The following is a 17387-nucleotide window of genomic DNA, read 5'->3' on the forward strand; positions in this document are numbered from 1 at the left end:
GCCGTGCGAACGAAGGCGTTGACAGGGTCGGAGTTTCGGGCCTGCCCGGCGCCTGCGGGCGCCGGCATCAGGCCAGGGGAATCGCCTTGGGCAGCCGCCGGCTGTTCAGGATCCGGTAGCGCTGGAACACATCGGCCACCTCGCGCATGCTGGTGCTGTGCTCGATCTCGGCCGCGAAGCGGATGCGCGTGGCCACGCCATCGAGCTGGAAGTACCAGTACAGGCCCATCAGCGGATTGACGAACTGCACGCTGCCCTGGGTGCGCGCCGTGAAGTGGATGTCGCCGAACTCGCCCTGCATGGCACTGGCAATCGAGTTGGTGACGATGCTGCGATGCAGGGCCATGCGTTGGTTGAGGTGCTCCACCAGCTCCACAAAGGCGCGGCCCTCGGGCAGGGCTGGGGTCAACGCCTGCGCGCCCAGGTACTGATCGCCCTTGATCAGGTCGGCGATGTTCTCCAGGCAGGCGTGGTGGTTCAGCTGGTGTTCGACGCCGAAGCCGATGGCGGCAAGGAAGCGCCTGGGCACCGGCAGGCACCCGGCCGCGACGATCGAGCAGGCGTCCTCGACGATGGTGCCGACCTTGGCCTCGTCGCCAAACATCAGGCTGTCGGTGCCGCCGTCCACCAGCACCAGGGTGTCGATCTGATGGCCTTCCAGCAGGTGCGCATAGGCCGCGCGCAGCGGCTGCACCCCCAGCTGGTTGGAAAGCGCATAGATGCTCGGCGCCTCGCCGCGCTCACGCAGCCACTCCAGGATGTGGCGCTCCGGAAAGTACGGCAGTTCCGCCGCGGTTTCGGTGACCCGGTAGGTGCCCGGGAACACCTCCTCGCAGTCCGCGAAGGGCAGGGCGGTGAAGGAGAGATTGGCCAGCACGACCTGCTTGCCCAGGCTGCGGAAGTAGAGGTAGAGCGGGATGCCGCTGACCACGTCGAAGCCGCCGCCGGCACCGGCGATGAGGATGGATTGGGCTTCGGCGCAGGCTTGGAAGAAGGGGGTTTGCATATGAAGTCGTGATGTTGATGTATTCGTGACGAGGCGGCCGCCCTGGGTGACGGCTTTGCCTACACGGCGGCCCTCACAGCTGCTGACGTGCGCGCCAGAGGGCCTCCGCCAGGCCCCCGATCTCTTGGGCCTGGCATAGGCGCTCAAGCCAATGGGCGGGAATGCCGCCATGCCCCCAGGTGGCGCCGGCCAGCTGCCCGGTGATGGCCGCAGTGGTGTCCGCGTCGTCGCCCAGATTGGCGGCTGCCAGCACCGCTTCCTCGAAGCACTCGTGGCGCTGGTAGCACCAAAGTGCCGCTTCAAGGCTGTTGACGACGTAACCATTGCCGACGATCTCGTCGCGCCGCTTGAGGCGATAGCTGCCCTGTGCCAAGCGCTGAATCGAAGGACTCTGCAGCTGCAGCGAACCGAGGTCGAGCACCTCCTGCCGGGGGCGACCCTGCAGGGCGCGGCTCAGTGCAACGGCGAAGAGCCGGCAGGCATCCAGACACTCGGCGGCACCGTGGGTCGTCTGGGAACTGAGGGCCGCCATGTCCTGCACCTGCGTCTCATCCCCTGCATAGCGCATCGCAACAGGCGCCAGTCGCATCAAGGAGCCGTTGCCAGCGCTTTGCGGATCGGTTGGCCCAGCCAGTGGCTCGCCAGTCGTCAGGAAGTGGTGGAGCGCGCCTTTTGTTGTGATGCCGATGTCGAAGCAGGTTCCAGTGGAGCTCCAGTACCCCCACTCGTACCAATTGGCGTAGCGGGCCATCTGATCCCACACATCCACGCCCCCCTTGGCAAGCAGGCTTTCGGCTAGGCACAGGGCCATGGAGGTGTCGTCGGTCCACTTGCCGGCGAGCAGGGCGAACGGTCCACCCCCAACCATGTCCGTGACGGGCACAAAGCTGCCCCTGGGCATGAACTCCGCCGTGGTGCCCACGGCGTCGCCGCAGGCCAGCCCGAGGAGTGCGCCACGGTAGCGATCCCGTTCAGCCCTTGCGGCAGCGGGCTGCACGGACGCTTGATGCATTGCTTCAGTCATATTGCTCATGCCCTTCCTTCATCCACCATGTGGCAAAGGCGGCCAGGTCCTCATGGTGCGAATGGGCAAGCGAGAGCTCCGGCCCGGTGTTGGGTGAGCCACGCTTCTGGCGGTGAATCAGTGCCGCATGGATGCGCGGCGGTAGACCGCGCAGGTAGGGTAGGTAGTCGTCCACGAAGGCCAAGGGCATCAAGCGCTCCAGCGCCGCCGCCTTCGGGCTGCGTGAACCGTCGCCGTGACTGGTGGCGATCACGCGCGCGATCGGGAAGCCCAGCTGTTGAAGGTTGCGCAGCCGGGCGGCTTCGTAGCGCGGATGGATGGCCGAAACGCAGACCAGTTCAAAGCCGGCCGTGTCGAGCTGCTGGCAGGCGCCGATCGCGCCGGCCATGGCGGGCAAGTGGCTCCAGAAGCTCTCGTCAAAGGCGGCGCGCAGTCGGTCCAGTTGTTCGCCTTCCAGGCGCTTGACGCCCCATCGGTCCATGGCCCAGTAGGCAGATGGGTCGCGTTCTTCGGGGCGGACGCCGAAGGCGCGCTGCCACGCCTGGGCATAGGCCTGGTTGTAGTCCAGCAGCACGCCGTCCGCATCCAGCGCGATGCAGCGGCTCTTCAAGTCAGTACCTTCAGGAAGCGGGGTGGCACGCTGTCGGTCAACCAGACGCCGTTCTCCGACCGGAAGAAGCAATGGCCTTGTGCCTGCATCGACGCGGCATCGACCTCCAGCATCACCAGCTGCCCGTAGCGCCGGCCTACCGCCCCCGCCACACTCAGGTCGGTACTGAGGTGAACATGGTGGCGGGCGCCCTTGTTGAGGCCGGAACTCAGAATCGAATCCAGGAAGCGGCTCGCCGTACCGTGAAACAGCCGGGCTGGCGGTACTTGCGCAACCAGGCCCAGCTCGACTTCGACAGAGTGGCCTTGGTTGGCGCGGATCCGCAGGCCGTCCGCGCTGATCGCAAAGCGCTGCTTGTCGCTGGTGTCCACGATCTGCTGCAGCAACGCGCGCGTCAGCGCGTGCCCAGCGGCGTTGGCCCGCTCCAGGAGGGTGTCGATGCCAACCCAGCCGGCCTCGTCGAGGTGCAGGCCAATGAGTTGGGGCTGGTGACGCAGCACCAGGCTGAGGAACTTGCTCAGGCTTGTCAGGGTGTTCTTGCTCATGTCGTTTGAATTCTTATGAAGCTGGGTTGCGCTTGGCTACCGCACCAGACAACCCCGCTGCGCCGCAAGGCCGATCGTCGCCTCCACTCCGGCCGTGAAGCGCAGGAAGTCGGCCTCCATGCCGTCGGAAAAGATCACGCCCTGCTCGGGCATGCGCGAGCGCAGGCGCAGGGGCTGCTGGGTGCTGACATGGCCGTGCACCAGGCCCACGGCCGAGCTGCGGCTGGGGAAAGGCTCGCGCACGGCGAAGGTCAGGCGCTCGGCATCCCAGGGTTCGGGTGCGTGGGTCCGGGGCACGGCGGCCAGGCCGGCCGAGCCGGTCAGCATGCTGCGCAGCCAGCCCGTGCTGCCCAGTCCGGTGGCGACGATCACGCCCGAGGAGGACTGCGCCTCGCGCCGGCCGTCCCATTCGATCTCGTACAGCGCCGAGCTGTGCGTGCGCGGGCCGATGAAGAGCTCGTTGACGGCGCGCAGGCGCTGGCCGTCCGAGAGCACGGCCTCGGCCAGGGTGACGGACTGCAGCGGCCGGCGGTCGGCGGCCACCTCAGGCAGCAGGCGGGCCAGGTCGGCGGGCTCGAAGGGCAGCAGCACGCCGTCCCAGCGCGTCGGTTCGGGGTTGAGCCCGACCAGGGGCTGGCCGTTCAGGTACTTCAGCACATTGGCCACCAGGCCGTCCTGGCCGAGCGTCAGCACGATGTCGTCGGCGTCGAAGACGAAGTTCGGCAGCAGGCTGCGCTCCAGGGTCTGGCTGCGGCCCCAGCGCTGCAGGGCGGCGCTGCAGATGGCCAGGCTGTGGCTGTAGGCCTGGTGCTCGCGCAGGTAGTCCTCGAAGTCCGCGCCCAGGTGCTCGACGTAGAAGCGCGCCTGGCCGAGCGTGTGGTGCTGCTGCACCAGCGCTTCGAGCCGGGTGCGGCGCGTCACCAGCACCAGGCGGCGTTCAGTGCCGCTCGCCATGGCCCTTGCTCGCCGGCGCGGTTCCGCCCAGCAGGCCCTGCAGCAGCTCGGGCGAGACATTGAGCTGGCCGATGCGCTCGGCCTTCTCGGCCAGGCCGCCGAAGGCCTGGGCGATCAGCTGGCCGGGCTGCATGCCCATGGCGGCCACAGCCTGCACCAGCTTCGGGTCGGCCTTCTCCAGCGCCTGCATGACGGCGGCCACGCGGTAGGCCTCGGCCTCGGCCAGGGTGCGGCTGTTCTGCGCCTGGCCCTGCACCAGCTCCTGGCGGTGGGCTTCCAGCGCCACGTCCGCGTCCATCTGCTCGGCGCGCAGCTCGTTTTCCTTGCGCATCTGCAGGGCCTTGGCTTCCAGCTGGGCCTCGCGGATCTGGCGGCGCTTGTTCTCCACGGCGATGTCGGTGTCCAGCTCGTTCTGGCGGATGGCGCGCTCGTTCTGCACCGCGGACATGCGGCGCAGGTAGATGGCCTCGTCGGCGGCCCGGAGGTTCTGCTCGCGCGCCTCGGCCTCCAGCGCGCGGGCGATATCCGGCGTGGGCTTCACGGCCAGGATGGCCACGCCCAGGATCTCCAGGCCCAGGGCCTGGATCTCCGCCTGCTGGGCCAGCTCCTGCTGCACGCGACGGGCAATCGGCGCCGCGCTGCACAGCGCCTGCTTCAGCGCCAAGGCCTGCACGGCCTGCTGCACGATCACCTCGGCCTGCATCAGCACCCGGTCGCCCAGGCGCTGCGGGTCTTCGGAGGCGTGGCCCGTGCCGTCGGCCGTGAGCGAGAAGTCCATCAGGCGGCAAGCCTGGGCCGGCTGGGCGATGCGGTAGCTGATCTGGCCCTGCACGGTGACGGCCTGGAAGTCCGCCGTCACCAGCTCCAGCATGAAGGGGCGGTCCTGGCTGCCGACGGGTACGGCCACCAGGGTGCTGGTGGGCGCGTAATAGAAGAAGGACTGTCCGGCACCCTCGCGCACCAGGCGGCCGGCGCGGAACTGCATCAGGTGGACGGTGGGTTGTGCGCGGATGAATCGAATGCCCAGCATGGGGTTTCCTTATGAGTTGTTCTGTACAACCTTCAATAAGTTGCACAATACAACCCAACTCTTCAAGCGTCAAGCCTTCGATCCCATGGTCAGCAAACCCCGCATGGAGTTCCCGCGCCCTTTCACCACGGTGGATGTGGTGATCTTTTCGGTCATCGACGAGCAGCTGCAGGTGCTGCTGGTGCAGCGGCCGAAGGGAGGCGAAGAGCCCTTTCCGGGCCGCTGGGCCTTGCCCGGGGGTTTTGTGAACGTGGCGCTGGACGCCGACCTGGAGGCCTGCGCGCGCCGCAAGCTGCGCGAGAAGACCGGCGTGGAAAGCCCCTATCTGGAGCAGCTGGGCAGCTGGGGCGGCGCGGCGCGCGACCCGCGCGGCTGGTCGGCCACGCATGTGTACTTTGCGCTGATCGCCGGCGCGCAGCTGACGCTGACCAAGGGAGCCAACGCGGCCGATGTGGCCTGGTTCGAGGTCGATGCGCTGCTGGCCAAGCCGCGCATGGCTTTCGACCACGCGGAGATCCTGCTCGCCGCGGTGGAGCGCCTGCGCGCCAAGGTGGAGTACACCTCACTGCCGGCCTTCCTCTTGCCCGAGCCCTTCACGCTGCCGCAGCTGCAGCGCGTGTACGAGATCGTGCTGGGCCGCCCGGTGGACAAGAGCGGCTTTCGCACACGCATGCTGGCCGCGCAGTTCCTCGAAGAGGCCGGCGCGGTGGAAGGGGATTCGCGCCGCCCGGCGATGGGCTATCGCCTGCGCGACCGCGACAGCGCGGTGGTGTTTCCGCGCACCTTCAGCCCGCGCGGCTCGCCCTTAGGTGGACGCTGAGCGCCGGCCCCCGCACGCACACTGACCCTGTCAGGCGCTGCGGTTCAGGTCCCGCCCTCGGTGTTGAAGAAATAGGTCGTTCTTCGGCGCGGCGACAGGTAGTCGAAGACATCGGCGGGCAGATCGGCCGGCTTCACGGTAGTGGCCACGGAGACCTCAGGCTCCTCTTCCAGGTTGACCACGATGGCGCCATCCTTGGGGATGGCGGGGTCGTACACCAGCACGGTGGGCTTCAGGGGCCGGCTGCTGTTGACGGAGAGCACCATGCCGAGCGTGCCGTTGCTCAGGTTGACGACGGTGCCCGGCGGGTAGATGCCCACGCTGCGCACAAAGGTGGTCAGAACCAGGTTGTCGAACTGCGCGCGGCGCTGCCCGTAGATGACGGACATGGCCTCATGCGGTGTCAGCGCGCGCCGCGGGTCAAGCGGATTGACCAGGTTGTCATAGGCGTTCACCAGGGCCACCACGCGGACGAGCAGCCCAAGCTGCGTGCCGCTCAAGCGCTTGGGGTAGCCCGAGCCGTCTGAGCACTCGTGGTGCTGCTCGATGATCGCCCGCACCTCGGGGCCAACGCCCATGGCCTGCGCGATGGCGACGCCTTTTTCGCAGTGCATTTGATACACGACCGCTTCGGCCGCCGTCAGCGGGGTGCTCTTGCGCACCACGCGCTCGGGCAAGTCGGCCTTGCCGATGTCGTGCAGCAGGGCGCCCAGCCCCAGCACCTGCATCGCTGCGGGCGGGGCCTTGAGCTCGCGCGCCAGCACCATCGACAAGATGGCGACGTTCAAGGAGTGGTGGTAGACGTCCTCCCCGCCGACCTTGTCGGCCATCAGCTGGATGGCCACGTCGGCATCGACCAGCATGGACGCCGCCAGACCGGAGATCAGGCCCGAGGCCTCCGCGTACGCCTCCTTGGGCTTGGCAAACAGGTTTTGCGTGATGGACTTCACCGCGCGGCCGCTCGACAGCAGTTCACGCTCGCACTGAGCCACCTTGGCATGGTGAGCGGCCATGCGCTCCAGCCGCTCCCGCTTGAGCTTGAGGGCCGGGTCATCGGCCAACGCCATGGCGGGCGGCGCTGCGGGCTCGGCCGTGCGCGGCGGCAACGCGAGCGGTGCGCAATCGCTCTTCGAAGCGGAATACCGGATTCGCTCCAGCCCAAGTGACTGCAGCGTCGCGATCTGCCCCAGGTCCTTGATCTTGAAGCTGGAGAACGTGAAGGGGTGCGCAGACCAGGGCAGATCCAGGTGCACGTACAGACCGATGCAGAGTTGCTCGGGCGCAATCTCTTGGGTGGTCACGGAGGCTTGCTGCGTCATGGCGCCCTAGGATAGTTGCAGCCCGGTGGGCAAGCCGCCCGTCCTTGTTGCTGACGCGCACGCTGCGCGCTGCCGGCCCCCTTGAATTTCGTCTGCCGAGGAGCCCCATTGCTCAAAAAGCTTCTCCTGAGCCGCCGCAAGAGCCTGCCGCTGATCGCCCTGCTGTTGGGCCTGGTGTTGGCGCTGGGCATCACCCTGTGGCTGCGCAGCCAGATCCTGCGCGAAGAGCGACAGGAGTTCGAGCGGCTCGCCGACCTCGTCTCCCGCAACTACGCACAGAAGCTCGACACGCCGGTGCGGGGGCTGCGCGGCATTGCGGCCGGCATGTCGGTGCAGGGCGGCAGCTTCACGCGGGCGCAGCTGCGCACCTGGATGGAGGCCCGGCGCCTGGACGAGGAGTTCCCGGGCGTGCGCGGGCTGGGGTTGATCGAACGGGTGGAGCGGGCCGCGCTGCCCGCGTTTGAAGCCGCCGAGCGTGAGGCGGGCTGGCCAACGTTTCGCGTCAAGCAGTTGAACGGCCGCGCACCGGACCCGCACTACGTCATCAAGACGGTCGAACCCACCGAGCGCAACCTGGCCGCGGTCGGCCTGGACGTCGGCAGCGAACCCCGGCGCCGCGCGGGCATCGAGGCCGCCATCGACAGCGGCGAGCCCCGCCTGTCCGCCCCCATCGAGCTGGTGCAGGACCAGGCCAAGACGCCGGGCTTCCTGCTCTTCCTGCCCGCCTACCGCTACGGCATGCCGGCGGGCTCCGTGGACGAGCGGCGCCGGGCCTTGCTGGCCGTGCCCTATGCCCCGCTGGTGGCCAAGGAACTCTTTGCGGAGGTGGCCTCCCTGGCCGGCAACCGCTTGTCACTGGAGCTGCGCGGTGCCACGCAGGGCGACCTGGTGCACCGGGTGGGCGCGCCGGCGCAAGCCGGCCGCATGAACCAGACGCGGCAATTCACCTCGCTGGGCCAGACCTTTGAGCTGCGCCTGTCCAGCACGCCGGAGTTGGACCATGCCTTCTCCCTGCTACCCGCGCACCTGGCCGGAGGGCTGCTCCTGCTCACATCGATCGCCCTGGCGCTGTGGATCCGCCAGCAGATCGGGACCCTGCAGGCCACCGAGGACAAAGTCTCGGCCCTGACCCGGGAGCTGGACCGCCTGGCCGCGGTGGCACGGCGCACGTCGAACGCCGTCATCATCACCGACCCGGCGCGGCGCATTGAGTGGGTCAACGAGGGCTTTGAACGCATCACCGGCTACACGGCGGCCGAGGCCATCGGCCGAACCCCTGGCGAGCTGCTGCAGTTTGAGGGCACCAGCCAGCAGGAACTGCAGCGCCTGCGCGAGGCCCTGAACGCTGGCAAGCCCTTCCGGGGCGAACTGCTGAACCGCGGCAAGAACGGCCATGAGTACTGGATCGAGCTCGAGATCCAGGCCCTGCGGGACCGCGCGGGGCAGCTGAGCGCCTTCCTGGCCGTCGAGAGCGACATCACCGAGCGCAAGCAGCAGCAGGTGGCCCTGAACGATCTCTTCCAGCGCCTGCAGCTGACGGCCGAGGCGGGTGGGATCGGGCTGTGGTCGATGGACCTCGGCTCGCACCGCATGGAGTGGGACAGCTCCATGGAGGCCCACTTCGGCCGAATGCCGCCCGGCCGCAGCCCGAACTGGGTGTGGCGCCACCATGTGTCGCGTGCGCAGCGGCGCGCGGTGGCGGTGCGTTTGATGCAAGCGCTGATCACCGGCGACGCCTTCGAGTTCGAACTGGAATTGCACACCCTGGACCAGGCGCACAAAGTCCTGCAGCTCAAGGGCCGGCGCGTCAGCCGCAAGAACACGGGGGCCACGCTGCTGCTCGGGGTCTGCATCGATGTGAGCGCGCAGCGTCGCGCCGAGCAGGCGCTGCGGGCCAACCGCGCCTTTCTGGACCGGACCGAGCGCGTCGGCGGCGTGGGCGGCTGGGAGCTGGATCTGGTCAACCACACCCTGGTGCTGGACGACCAGGCCTGCCTGCTGCATGGCCTGCCGCCGGGCCACACGGCCGCGCTGCGTGAGGTCTTGCGCCTCTACCCACCGCAGGCGCGTCGGCAACTGCGCCAGGCGCTGCGGCAAGCACAAAGCAGCGGCGAGAACTTTGACTTCGTGCTCCAGGCGGGTAGGGCCGGCAGCGGCCCGCTGCAGTGGTTCCGCCTGGTTGGCGAGGTGGAGTTCGAGCACTTCCTGCCGGTCCGTCTCGCGGGGGCGGTGCAGGACGTCACCCAGCGCGAGGAGATGACGGCCGCGCTGGAGCAAAGCCGCAACCTGCTGGACAGCGTGATCGCCAGCCTGCCCTCCGGCCTGAGCGTGTTCGACGAACAAGAGCGCCTGGTGCTCGCCAACCCCCTGCTGGGCCAGTTGCTGCAGCTGCCGGCCGAACTGTGCCGGCCGGGCCAGACCCGCGTGGAGGACATGCTGCGCTACTTCGCGCAGCGTGGGGACTACGGACCGGGCGCCCTGGACGAACTGATGGAAGCACGCCGCAGGTCCATCTATGACCCCCAGGCGCCCGACATCTTCATGCGCCAGGTCCCCCACGGCGCCACCCTGGAGGCACGCCGTGCCACGCTGATCGGCGGCGGCGTGGTCACCACCTACACCGATGTGACGGCGCGGCTGCAGGCCGAAGCCCTGGCGCGGCGCGCCGGCGAACTGACGCGCAAAGCCCTGGAGCTCACCGGCACCGCCTTGGCCATCTTTGATGGCGAGCAGCAGCTCATCGAAGCCAGTGCGAGCTTCTCCGCCCTGACGGGCGTGCCCCCCGAACAGGTCCAGGCGGGCACCTCGATGCGCGCCCTCATCCGGGCCATGCTGCAGGCCGAGGAACCGCAGCGCGATGCCGTGACGCTCAAGCGCTTGAGCGACGAACTGATGGACCAGCTGGGCACCGAGCGCGAGCACCGCAGCCCCGAGGGCCGCGTGCTGCATGTGGTGGACGGCCTGGCCGGCGACGACTACTTCGTGAGCTTCGTCGTCGACGTGACGCCGCTGGCGCAGGCCCGCGCGCAGGCCGAGTCCGCCTCGCAGGCCAAGAGCGCCTTCGTGGCCAACGTCAGCCACGAGATCCGCACGCCGATGAATGCCATCCTGGGCATGCTGGCGCTGCTGCAGCGCACCGCCCTGGACGAGCGCCAGCGCGATTACGCCAGCAAGACCGAGGCCGCTGCCAAGTCCCTGCTGGGCCTGCTGAACGACGTGCTGGACTTCTCGAAGATCGAGGCCGGCCGCATGAGCCTGGACCCGCAGCCGCTCGACCTCGCCCGCTTCCTCACCGACCTGGCCACCATCTTCGGCGCCAACCTCGGCAGCAAGCCGGTGGAGCTGCTGTTCGACATCGACAGCCAGCTGCCCAGCAAGGTGGTGCTGGATGGGCTGCGCCTTCAGCAGGTGCTGATCAACCTGCTGGGCAATGCGCTCAAGTTCACCGAGCGGGGCGAGGTTCGACTCCGCCTGCGCGCCCAGGCCGTGGACGCCCAGCGCGTCCGGGTTCGCTTCGCGGTGCAGGACACCGGCATCGGCATCGCCCCCGAGGCACAGGAGCGCATCTTCAGCGGCTTCACCCAGGCCGAAGGGTCCATCACCCGGCGCTTCGGCGGCACCGGGCTGGGCCTGGCCATCAGCCGCAGCCTCATCCAGCTCATGGGCGGCCGCCTGAGCCTGCGCAGCGCCCCCGGCCAAGGCAGCTGCTTCGAGTTCGAGCTGGAGCTGCCCCTGCCGGAAGCCGCCCCGGTCCAGGCCGGGCCGGCCGCTCCGTCTCGGGTCTGCCTGCTCGGCGGCTCCGCGGCCGCAGCGGACGTGGTGACGCGCGCACTGCAGGGCCTGGGCTGGCCGCTCACCCCCGTCGACAGCCTGGAGGCCCTGCGGAGCCGCCTGGACGCGACGGACGAAGGCCCCGCCGGAGACTCGCTGTGGGTGGTGGACTGGGATGCTGTGGGGGTTGAGCGCGCCACCCGACTTACCGCCCTGCTCGAGCATCCGCGCTGCCCGCCCTGCTTCATCCTGGCCCTGGCGGCGCAACGCCCGCAGGCCGAGGCCGCCCTCGGTCGGCATGCGGGGGCCGTGCTGCCCAAGCCGGTGTTTCCGAGCGCATTCGCGCGTGCCCTCGCACTCCTGCGGCAGGGCCCTCAGTCGGCGCAGGCGACAGGCCCCGCGCCCTCCAGCCAGCGGCTGGCCGGGCTGCGCCTCATGGTGGTGGAGGACAACCCACTCAACCAGCAAGTGGCGCGTGAGCTGCTCGAGGCCGAGGGAGCGTTGGTCGAGATTGCGGAACACGGCGGTATCGCCGTCGAACGACTGATCGGCGATGACAGCGTCTGCGATCTGGTGCTGATGGACATGCAGATGCCCGTGATGAACGGTCTGGATGCCACGCGGGCGATCCGCAGCAACGCCGGTCGAGACACGCTGCCCATCATTGCCATGACCGCCAATGCGCTGGAGAGCGATCGGCAGGTCTGCCTGGAGGCGGGCATGAACGACCACGTCGGCAAGCCCTTCGACCTCGACCAGCTCATTGCCACCATCCTGCGCTGGGCCACCGTGCGGCGCCCGAAGTCCGCCGCCGAACGCAAGGCCGAGCTGGCGGGCGACCCGAACGACCCGGCCCTGGCGCTGGCACGCCAGGCCGGCATTGAGGTGGACGCCGCCGTGGCACACATGGGCGGCTACCTGCGCATCTACCAGCGCATGCTCAGGACCCTGGTGCGGGAGCTGCCGGAGATCGTGGAACGCCTGCTGCGCGCGCTGGATGAGCCGGCGGGCGAGGAGCCCGTGCGCCTTGCACATACCCTCAAGGGCAATGCCGCCATGCTCGGGGCGGAGGCACTCTCGCAGCTTGCCGGAGAGGCTCAAACGGCCCTGGCGGAAACGCCGGCCCAGGCGGGTGCTGTTGTGCGCGCCTTGGCGGCCGAGGCCGGGCGGGTGCTTGAGCACTTCCGCTCACTTGACCCCTGAGACCAGGGGCGCGCAGCGCAGTCGGGACCTAGAAGAAGTCGATGCCGCCGGAGGGCGCCGTGGCGGAGCGATCACGCAACTGCACGGCCTCCTGGGCAGCCTGTTGCGCCAAGCTGGCGGCTGCCTGGGTTTGTTGCAGCAATTGAGCCACCTGGTCGTCGTTGCCCAGGCGGAAGCTGGAGAGCACCTCGGCCAAGCGGGCCGCCTCCTGCAGCAAAGACGCTGCGATCTCGCTGGCCCGCACCGCCACATCCAAGTTGCGCGTGGTCACCAAGTCCAGCTCCTTGACGGAAGAGGTGACCACGTCAATCGATGCCGCATGTTCCGCCGAATCGGCCGTCAGGGACTCAAAGGCCCGCCCGACTCCAATGACCGATTGCACCAGCTCGTTCATCTGGCTGCCCGCATGTTCGGCTTCGCGCGTGCCGCGCTCCACGGTTTCCAGCGAGGCCGTGATGAGCTGCTTGATCTCCTTGGCCGCCTCAGAGCTGCGCCCCGCCAGCATGCGGACTTCCGCTGCCACCACGGCAAAGCCACGGCCGGCATCGCCCGCACGTGCGGCCTCCACCGCCGCGTTCAGCGCCAGGATGTTCGTTTGGAAGGCGATGCCGTCGATGGTGCCGATGATCTCGGTGATCTTGCGCGAGGAGGCATCGATGTCCCGCATGGTGGTGACCAGGCGCCCCACGGCCAAGCCGCCTTGCTCGGCCTGGCCACTGGCCTCGCCGGCCAGCTTCTTGGCCTCGCCCGACGCCCGCGCACTTTCCTGCACGATGACGTTGATCTGCTCCAGGCTCATCGCCGCGTCTTCCAGGCCCTTGGCCGTCTGCTCGGTGCGCTCGCGCAGCTCCACCGCGCTGTGGCCCAGCTCGTCGGACACCTGATGGATGGAGAGCGTGGCCTCACGGACCAGCCCCAGGGCCTCGGCCATGCGTTGCTGCACCTGCTTGAGCCGCACCCCCATGGTGGATTCCGCCCGCACCACATCCAGGTTCAGGCGGATCGGGCCTTCGCGCCCCATGGCATTGACCAGGAACTCCAACTCGAAGCGCTCGTTCGCTTCCAGGTCCATGCGATGGGCCAGCAGCGCCAAGCCGGCGGTCAAGGCCAGCAGCAGCAGGATGTTGGTGATCTCGGTCTGCCCGAAGGCCAGCCGTCCGACGGCACTGACAGCACCCGCCAGGGCCAGCACCCGCCAGTCGCGGTAGGGCAGCAGCAGGGCCAGCAGCACCGGCAGGGCCGCACCGTAGGCGCGATCGCCCAGCGGCACACGCGCAAAAGCCTCGATGAAGACCAGCAGCAGCCCCCCCAGGATGGCCAGGCCGGAGCGGGCCAAGAAGCTGCCGCCCTGGGTCTGGCGCAGCCACCAGGCCAGCGCCAGGAACGCGGCGCCCAGGCCCATCAGCGTCCATTGCATCGACTTGCCCCAAGCCCCCAACATCAGCAGCACCGACAGGAAGCTGACCAAGGCCGCCATCAAGAGATCGTGGGCGCGCAATCCTGCAGTCGAAGTCGGGAGGGGTTTCACGGCATTCCTGGGCGATATGGCGATCTGATGCTAGCCGAGCCCCTGTGTGGATGAGGCATGATTCCAGTCAGCAAATTCCCGGCCTCACCCCTATGAAACGCGTGCTCATTGTTGAAGATCAAGAAGACATCCGTGAGCTGGTTCGCGTCACGCTGGAATTCGAGGATTACGACATCCACGAGGCCAGCAACGGCCCGGACGGATTGGCTGCCGCGCAGCGCCTGGCGCCGGACCTGATCCTCCTGGACGTGATGATGCCGGGGGGCATGGATGGCCTGCAGGTCTGCAAGGCCATCAAGTCCGACCCGCGGCTGCGCCGCACGAAGGTGGTGCTGCTGACCGCGCGCACGGAGCGCACCGATCGCCAGGCCGGCAGCCAGGCCGGTGCCGACGAGTACCTGGTCAAGCCCTTCAGCCCGCTCGAAGTGCTGACGGTGGTTCAGCGCTTGATCTGAACGGCGGCGCGGCGCTCCCCGAGCCTGCGCCGTCTCAGGCCGGCTTGATCTGTCGCTGGATCGCCGCCGCAATCCCCTCCAAGTCCAGCACCTGCACCGCGGCCCCCAGCTCAAAGGCCGCCTTGGGCATGCCGTACACCACGCAGCTGGCCTCGTCCTGCGCCGCGGTGTAGGCGCCGGCCCGCCGCATCTCCAGCAGGCCGCGCGCACCGTCGTCCCCCATGCCGGTGAGCAGCACCCCGATGGCGTTGCGCCCCGCCACCTGGGCCACGGACTTGAAGAGCACATCCACCGAGGGCTTGTGGTGGTTCACCAGCGGGCCGTCGCGAACCTCCACCTGGTACTGCGCGCCGCTGGCACGCAGCTGCATGTGGCGCCCGCCCGGTGCGATCAACACCCGGCCGGCCAGCACGCGCTCGCCGTCCACCGCCTCGCGCACATCCAGGCCACTGACCCGGGCCAGGCGCTGCGCGAAGCTGGCCGTGAAGCCGGCCGGCATGTGCTGCACCAGGACGATGCCGGCGCCCATGTCGCGCGGCAGCTGGCAGAGCAGGGACTCAAAAGTCTGCACCCCACCGGTGGAGGCGCCCACGGCGATGACGCGGTCGGTGGTCTGTGCCAGCGGCATGGCAGGCGCGGCGCGCACGGGCGCCGCGCTGGAAGGCATGCTTGGCGCCGCGGTGGGGGCCGAGAAGCGCACCAAGGCCTTCAGGCTGGCCCGCTTGGCCGCCCTGACCGCTGGCACCAGCCCGTTGTCCTGGTCTTCCAGGAAATTCTTCAGACCCAGCTTGGGCTTGGTGACGAAACCCACCGCGCCGGCGGCGAGAGCCTGCAGCGTGGTCTCCGCGCCGGCCTCGGTCAGCGTCGAGCACATCACCACCGGCAGCGGGTGCTCCGCCATCAGCTGCCGCAGGAAGCTGAGCCCATCCATGCGCGGCATCTCGACGTCCAGGACGATCACATCCGGCCAGTCGGCCTGCAGCTTCGGCCACGCAAACAGCGGGTCGCTGGCGGTGATGGTGACCTGCATGCCGGCCGCCTCCAGCAACGCGCTCAGGTGCTTGCGGACCACGGCGCTGTCATCAATGATGGCGACGCGAATCGGTGGGTTCATGGCAGCTTGGGCGGCAGCGAGTTCACGGACGGGCCGCGGCGCACCGTCACCAGGCCCTCGGGCAGTTTGAGGCTGACCGTGCGCGGCACGGTGTCGCCCACGTCCACGCCCTGCAACTGGAAGCCGTACTGGTCGAGCAGGGACCAGCCCTGTTCGATGTTGCGCTCGCCGACGTTGAACTTGACCTTCATGCCGTCGGGCAAGGTGTCCGCGCCGCCGTACAGATGGGCGTGGTAGTCCTGCGGGTGGGTGCCGTGCAGGCGAATCTTCTGCAGCAGCAGCTCCAGCGCCTCGTCGCCGAAGCGGCCGTCCAGCGGCTCTCCGCTGCGCCGCGTGCGGCTGGGCAGCAGGTAGTGGCACATGCCGCCCAGGCCCTTCTGCGGATGCCAGAGCGTGATGGCCACGCAGGAGCCCAGCAGCGTCACCAGATTGCCCTGCGGCCCGAAATGCCATTGCCCCGGCAGCAGGTTCAGCGTCTGCGCGGGCTTGCCCGGTGCGGGGAAGGGCGGACGGGTCGGTTCAGGCATGCTGGTAAGTGGCTGGCGCCACGGTGCGCAGGGGCAGGTTCAGGTTCGTCAAGGACTCGGCATGCCCCACATACAAGACGCCGTCGGGTTTGAGCTTCTCGATCACCCGGCGCACGATGGCGGCCTTGGCCTCGGCATCGAAGTAGATCAGCACATTGCGCAGGAAGATCACGTCGAACTCGGGCAGTTCCGGCGGCAGGGGCTGCATGAGGTTGGCGCACAGGAACTGCACATGCGCACGCACCGGGCGGGCGATGAGCAGCTGCCCCTCGTAAGGCCCATGCCCCTTGAGGCAGTAGTCCTTCAGGTAGGGCTCCGGCACATTGCGGGCCCGCTCCAGGGAGTACAGGGCCTTCTGGGCCGCCGCCACCATGGCGGTGCTGAGGTCCGTGCCGATGACCCGCCAGGCCGCCGTGAGGCCCAGGCATTCCGCCAGCAGCATGGCAATCGAGTAGGCCTCCTCACCCGAAGAGGACGCAGCGCTCCACACCGTCCACTCCGCCGTCTTGGCACGGGCCTTGGTGCGCGCCCGCAGCTCATCGAAGTGCTGCGGCTCGCGGAAGAAGTAGGTCTCGTTGGTGGTGAGCCGATCGATCACGTCGACCAGCACGCGCTCGCTCACCTGGCCCTTGATGACGCGTTGCGCGAAGGTTTCGACATCGGCCGCCCCATGGTCGAGCGCCAGCTTTTGCAGGCGCCCGAACACCAGGGCCTGCTTGCTCTCCACGAGCCGGATGCCCGAGGTGCGCTGGAACAGCTCGGTGATGGCGGCGAAGGTCTCGGGGCGAAGCTGCTGTGCCACGCGCTCAATCGGCTTGCGCCGCTCCAATCAGTTCGCACAGCTGCTCGGGGTGCAGGATCTGCTCGAGATTGAGCACCGCGGAGTAGCCGCCCGGCAGGTTCACCATGCCCAGCACCAGGCCGGCCGGAATGCGCACGCCCAGCGTGGGCACCGGCTCCAGCTGGTCGGCACGCACCTCCAGCACCTCGAACACGCTGTCCACGAGCATTCCCGCCGTCAGGCGCTCCCGCTCGGCGTCACCCTCGAGGCCCACCACCACGATGGCGCTGCGCCGCTCGATCTGGGTGGGGGCCATGCCGAAGCGCGCCGCCAGGTCGATCACCGGCACCACCGCGCCCCGCAGGTTCATCACGCCCCGCAGCAGCGCGGGCGAGCGCGGGATGACCGTGAGCGCGCCGACCTCCAGGATCTCGTGCACCGCCTCGATGGGAACCAGCAGGGACTCGCCCGCCGCGGCCAGACGGAGCATCTGCCGCACGGGTTGCGAATGGAAAGCGCCCCCCTGCATGGTCAGAAGCGCCCGAAGTAGGACTCGTCCACTTCGCTCTCCGGCGCCCGGGCGGTGCGCTGCGGCGCCTTGGCAGCAAGCGGAGGGCGACCCCGCGCCGGGGCCGGTTGCGCCGCGGCCGGCCGCCCTGGCGGCAGGCTGCGCGCACGCGGGGCGGCAGGCGCCGGCTCG

At 68.9% G+C, this 17387-nt stretch carries 15 protein-coding genes; 3 read left to right on the forward strand and 12 right to left on the reverse strand.

Annotated elements, in window-relative coordinates:
- Positions 1 to 67: 67 nt before the first annotated feature.
- From I7X39_RS09755 to I7X39_RS09780, 6 genes are all read right to left on the reverse strand, one after another.
- A complete protein-coding gene (locus tag I7X39_RS09755; RefSeq protein WP_198110959.1) occupies positions 68 to 1006 on the reverse strand; it encodes a DUF1152 domain-containing protein in 939 nt (312 codons plus the stop codon).
- 73 nt (positions 1007 to 1079) lie between these two features.
- On the reverse strand, positions 1080 to 2003 hold the full coding sequence (locus I7X39_RS09760) for an ADP-ribosylglycohydrolase family protein (RefSeq protein ID WP_375140771.1): 924 nt from the start codon (positions 2001 to 2003) through the stop codon (positions 1080 to 1082).
- 19 nt (positions 2004 to 2022) lie between these two features.
- Positions 2023 to 2640 carry an HAD family hydrolase gene (locus tag I7X39_RS09765; RefSeq protein ID WP_198110960.1) on the reverse strand — a complete coding sequence of 206 codons (618 nt, stop codon included), beginning with the start codon at positions 2638 to 2640 and terminating at the stop codon, positions 2023 to 2025.
- Entirely contained in the window at positions 2637 to 3185 is a 549-nt protein-coding gene (locus I7X39_RS09770; RefSeq protein ID WP_198110961.1) for an RNA 2'-phosphotransferase, read from the reverse strand. The genes I7X39_RS09765 and I7X39_RS09770 overlap by 4 nt, the downstream gene beginning before the upstream one ends.
- Positions 3186 to 3221: 36 nt before the next feature.
- Positions 3222 to 4139 carry a diacylglycerol kinase catalytic domain-containing protein gene (locus tag I7X39_RS09775; RefSeq protein ID WP_198110962.1) on the reverse strand — a complete coding sequence of 306 codons (918 nt, stop codon included), beginning with the start codon at positions 4137 to 4139 and terminating at the stop codon, positions 3222 to 3224.
- Positions 4123 to 5169 (reverse strand): SPFH domain-containing protein, encoded by a 1047-nt coding sequence (locus I7X39_RS09780; protein ID WP_198110963.1) that lies wholly within the window; start codon positions 5167 to 5169, stop codon positions 4123 to 4125. Before I7X39_RS09780 ends, I7X39_RS09775 begins: the two co-directional genes overlap by 17 nt.
- Positions 5170 to 5254: 85 nt before the next feature.
- On the opposite strand from I7X39_RS09780, the gene I7X39_RS09785 reads away from it, so the two are divergent.
- Complete coding sequence (locus tag I7X39_RS09785; protein WP_198110964.1) at positions 5255 to 5989, forward strand: NUDIX hydrolase; 735 nt, start codon at positions 5255 to 5257, stop codon at positions 5987 to 5989.
- A gap of 44 nt (positions 5990 to 6033) precedes the next feature.
- On the opposite strand, the gene I7X39_RS09790 is transcribed toward I7X39_RS09785, so the two are convergent.
- Complete coding sequence (locus tag I7X39_RS09790; protein WP_198110965.1) at positions 6034 to 7308, reverse strand: HD-GYP domain-containing protein; 1275 nt, start codon at positions 7306 to 7308, stop codon at positions 6034 to 6036.
- Between the two features lie 108 nt (positions 7309 to 7416).
- On the opposite strand from I7X39_RS09790, the gene I7X39_RS09795 reads away from it, so the two are divergent.
- Positions 7417 to 12282 (forward strand): CHASE domain-containing hybrid sensor histidine kinase/response regulator, encoded by a 4866-nt coding sequence (locus I7X39_RS09795; protein ID WP_198110966.1) that lies wholly within the window; start codon positions 7417 to 7419, stop codon positions 12280 to 12282.
- 28 nt (positions 12283 to 12310) lie between these two features.
- On the opposite strand, the gene I7X39_RS09800 is transcribed toward I7X39_RS09795, so the two are convergent.
- On the reverse strand, positions 12311 to 13759 hold the full coding sequence (locus tag I7X39_RS09800) for a methyl-accepting chemotaxis protein (RefSeq protein ID WP_198110967.1): 1449 nt from the start codon (positions 13757 to 13759) through the stop codon (positions 12311 to 12313).
- A 143-nt stretch (positions 13760 to 13902) separates the two neighbouring features.
- Here I7X39_RS09800 and I7X39_RS09805 point away from each other — a divergent pair, with 143 nt between their 5' ends.
- Positions 13903 to 14265 carry a response regulator transcription factor gene (locus I7X39_RS09805; protein ID WP_198110968.1) on the forward strand — a complete coding sequence of 121 codons (363 nt, stop codon included), beginning with the start codon at positions 13903 to 13905 and terminating at the stop codon, positions 14263 to 14265.
- Positions 14266 to 14299: 34 nt separating this feature from the next.
- Here I7X39_RS09805 and I7X39_RS09810 read toward each other — a convergent pair whose 3' ends face one another.
- Genes I7X39_RS09810 through I7X39_RS09825 form a run of 4 tightly spaced genes read right to left on the reverse strand, consistent with a single transcriptional unit; the run spans position 14300 to position 17177 of the window.
- Positions 14300 to 15379 carry a protein-glutamate methylesterase/protein-glutamine glutaminase gene (locus I7X39_RS09810; RefSeq protein ID WP_198110969.1) on the reverse strand — a complete coding sequence of 360 codons (1080 nt, stop codon included), beginning with the start codon at positions 15377 to 15379 and terminating at the stop codon, positions 14300 to 14302.
- The gene (locus I7X39_RS09815; RefSeq protein ID WP_198110970.1) at positions 15376 to 15906 is read right to left on the reverse strand and encodes a chemotaxis protein CheD; all 531 of its coding nucleotides are present in this window, start codon (positions 15904 to 15906) and stop codon (positions 15376 to 15378) included. Before I7X39_RS09815 ends, I7X39_RS09810 begins: the two co-directional genes overlap by 4 nt.
- Positions 15899 to 16708 carry a CheR family methyltransferase gene (locus I7X39_RS09820; protein WP_198110971.1) on the reverse strand — a complete coding sequence of 270 codons (810 nt, stop codon included), beginning with the start codon at positions 16706 to 16708 and terminating at the stop codon, positions 15899 to 15901. The genes I7X39_RS09815 and I7X39_RS09820 overlap by 8 nt, the downstream gene beginning before the upstream one ends.
- A gap of 4 nt (positions 16709 to 16712) precedes the next feature.
- A complete protein-coding gene (locus I7X39_RS09825; RefSeq protein WP_232351869.1) occupies positions 16713 to 17177 on the reverse strand; it encodes a chemotaxis protein CheW in 465 nt (154 codons plus the stop codon).
- Positions 17178 to 17387 lie beyond the last annotated feature (210 nt).

Source organism: Inhella proteolytica (assembly GCF_016093275.1).
Lineage (GTDB): Bacteria > Pseudomonadota > Gammaproteobacteria > Burkholderiales > Burkholderiaceae_C > Inhella > Inhella proteolytica.

Coding starts and splice junctions, on each gene's coding strand:
- I7X39_RS09770 (WP_198110961.1), bottom strand. CDS start 3,185: ATGAGCAAGAACACCCTGACAAGCCTGAGCAAGTTCCTCAGCCTGGTG.
- I7X39_RS09800 (WP_198110967.1), bottom strand. CDS start 13,759: ATGGCGGCCTTGGTCAGCTTCCTGTCGGTGCTGCTGATGTTGGGGGCT.
- I7X39_RS09825 (WP_232351869.1), bottom strand. CDS start 17,177: ATGCTCCGTCTGGCCGCGGCGGGCGAGTCCCTGCTGGTTCCCATCGAG.
- I7X39_RS09785 (WP_198110964.1), top strand. CDS start 5,255: ATGGTCAGCAAACCCCGCATGGAGTTCCCGCGCCCTTTCACCACGGTG.
- I7X39_RS09790 (WP_198110965.1), bottom strand. CDS start 7,308: ATGACGCAGCAAGCCTCCGTGACCACCCAAGAGATTGCGCCCGAGCAA.
- I7X39_RS09810 (WP_198110969.1), bottom strand. CDS start 15,379: ATGAACCCACCGATTCGCGTCGCCATCATTGATGACAGCGCCGTGGTC.
- I7X39_RS09815 (WP_198110970.1), bottom strand. CDS start 15,906: ATGCCTGAACCGACCCGTCCGCCCTTCCCCGCACCGGGCAAGCCCGCG.
- I7X39_RS09805 (WP_198110968.1), top strand. CDS start 13,903: ATGAAACGCGTGCTCATTGTTGAAGATCAAGAAGACATCCGTGAGCTG.
- I7X39_RS09755 (WP_198110959.1), bottom strand. CDS start 1,006: ATGCAAACCCCCTTCTTCCAAGCCTGCGCCGAAGCCCAATCCATCCTC.
- I7X39_RS09775 (WP_198110962.1), bottom strand. CDS start 4,139: ATGGCGAGCGGCACTGAACGCCGCCTGGTGCTGGTGACGCGCCGCACC.
- I7X39_RS09780 (WP_198110963.1), bottom strand. CDS start 5,169: ATGCTGGGCATTCGATTCATCCGCGCACAACCCACCGTCCACCTGATG.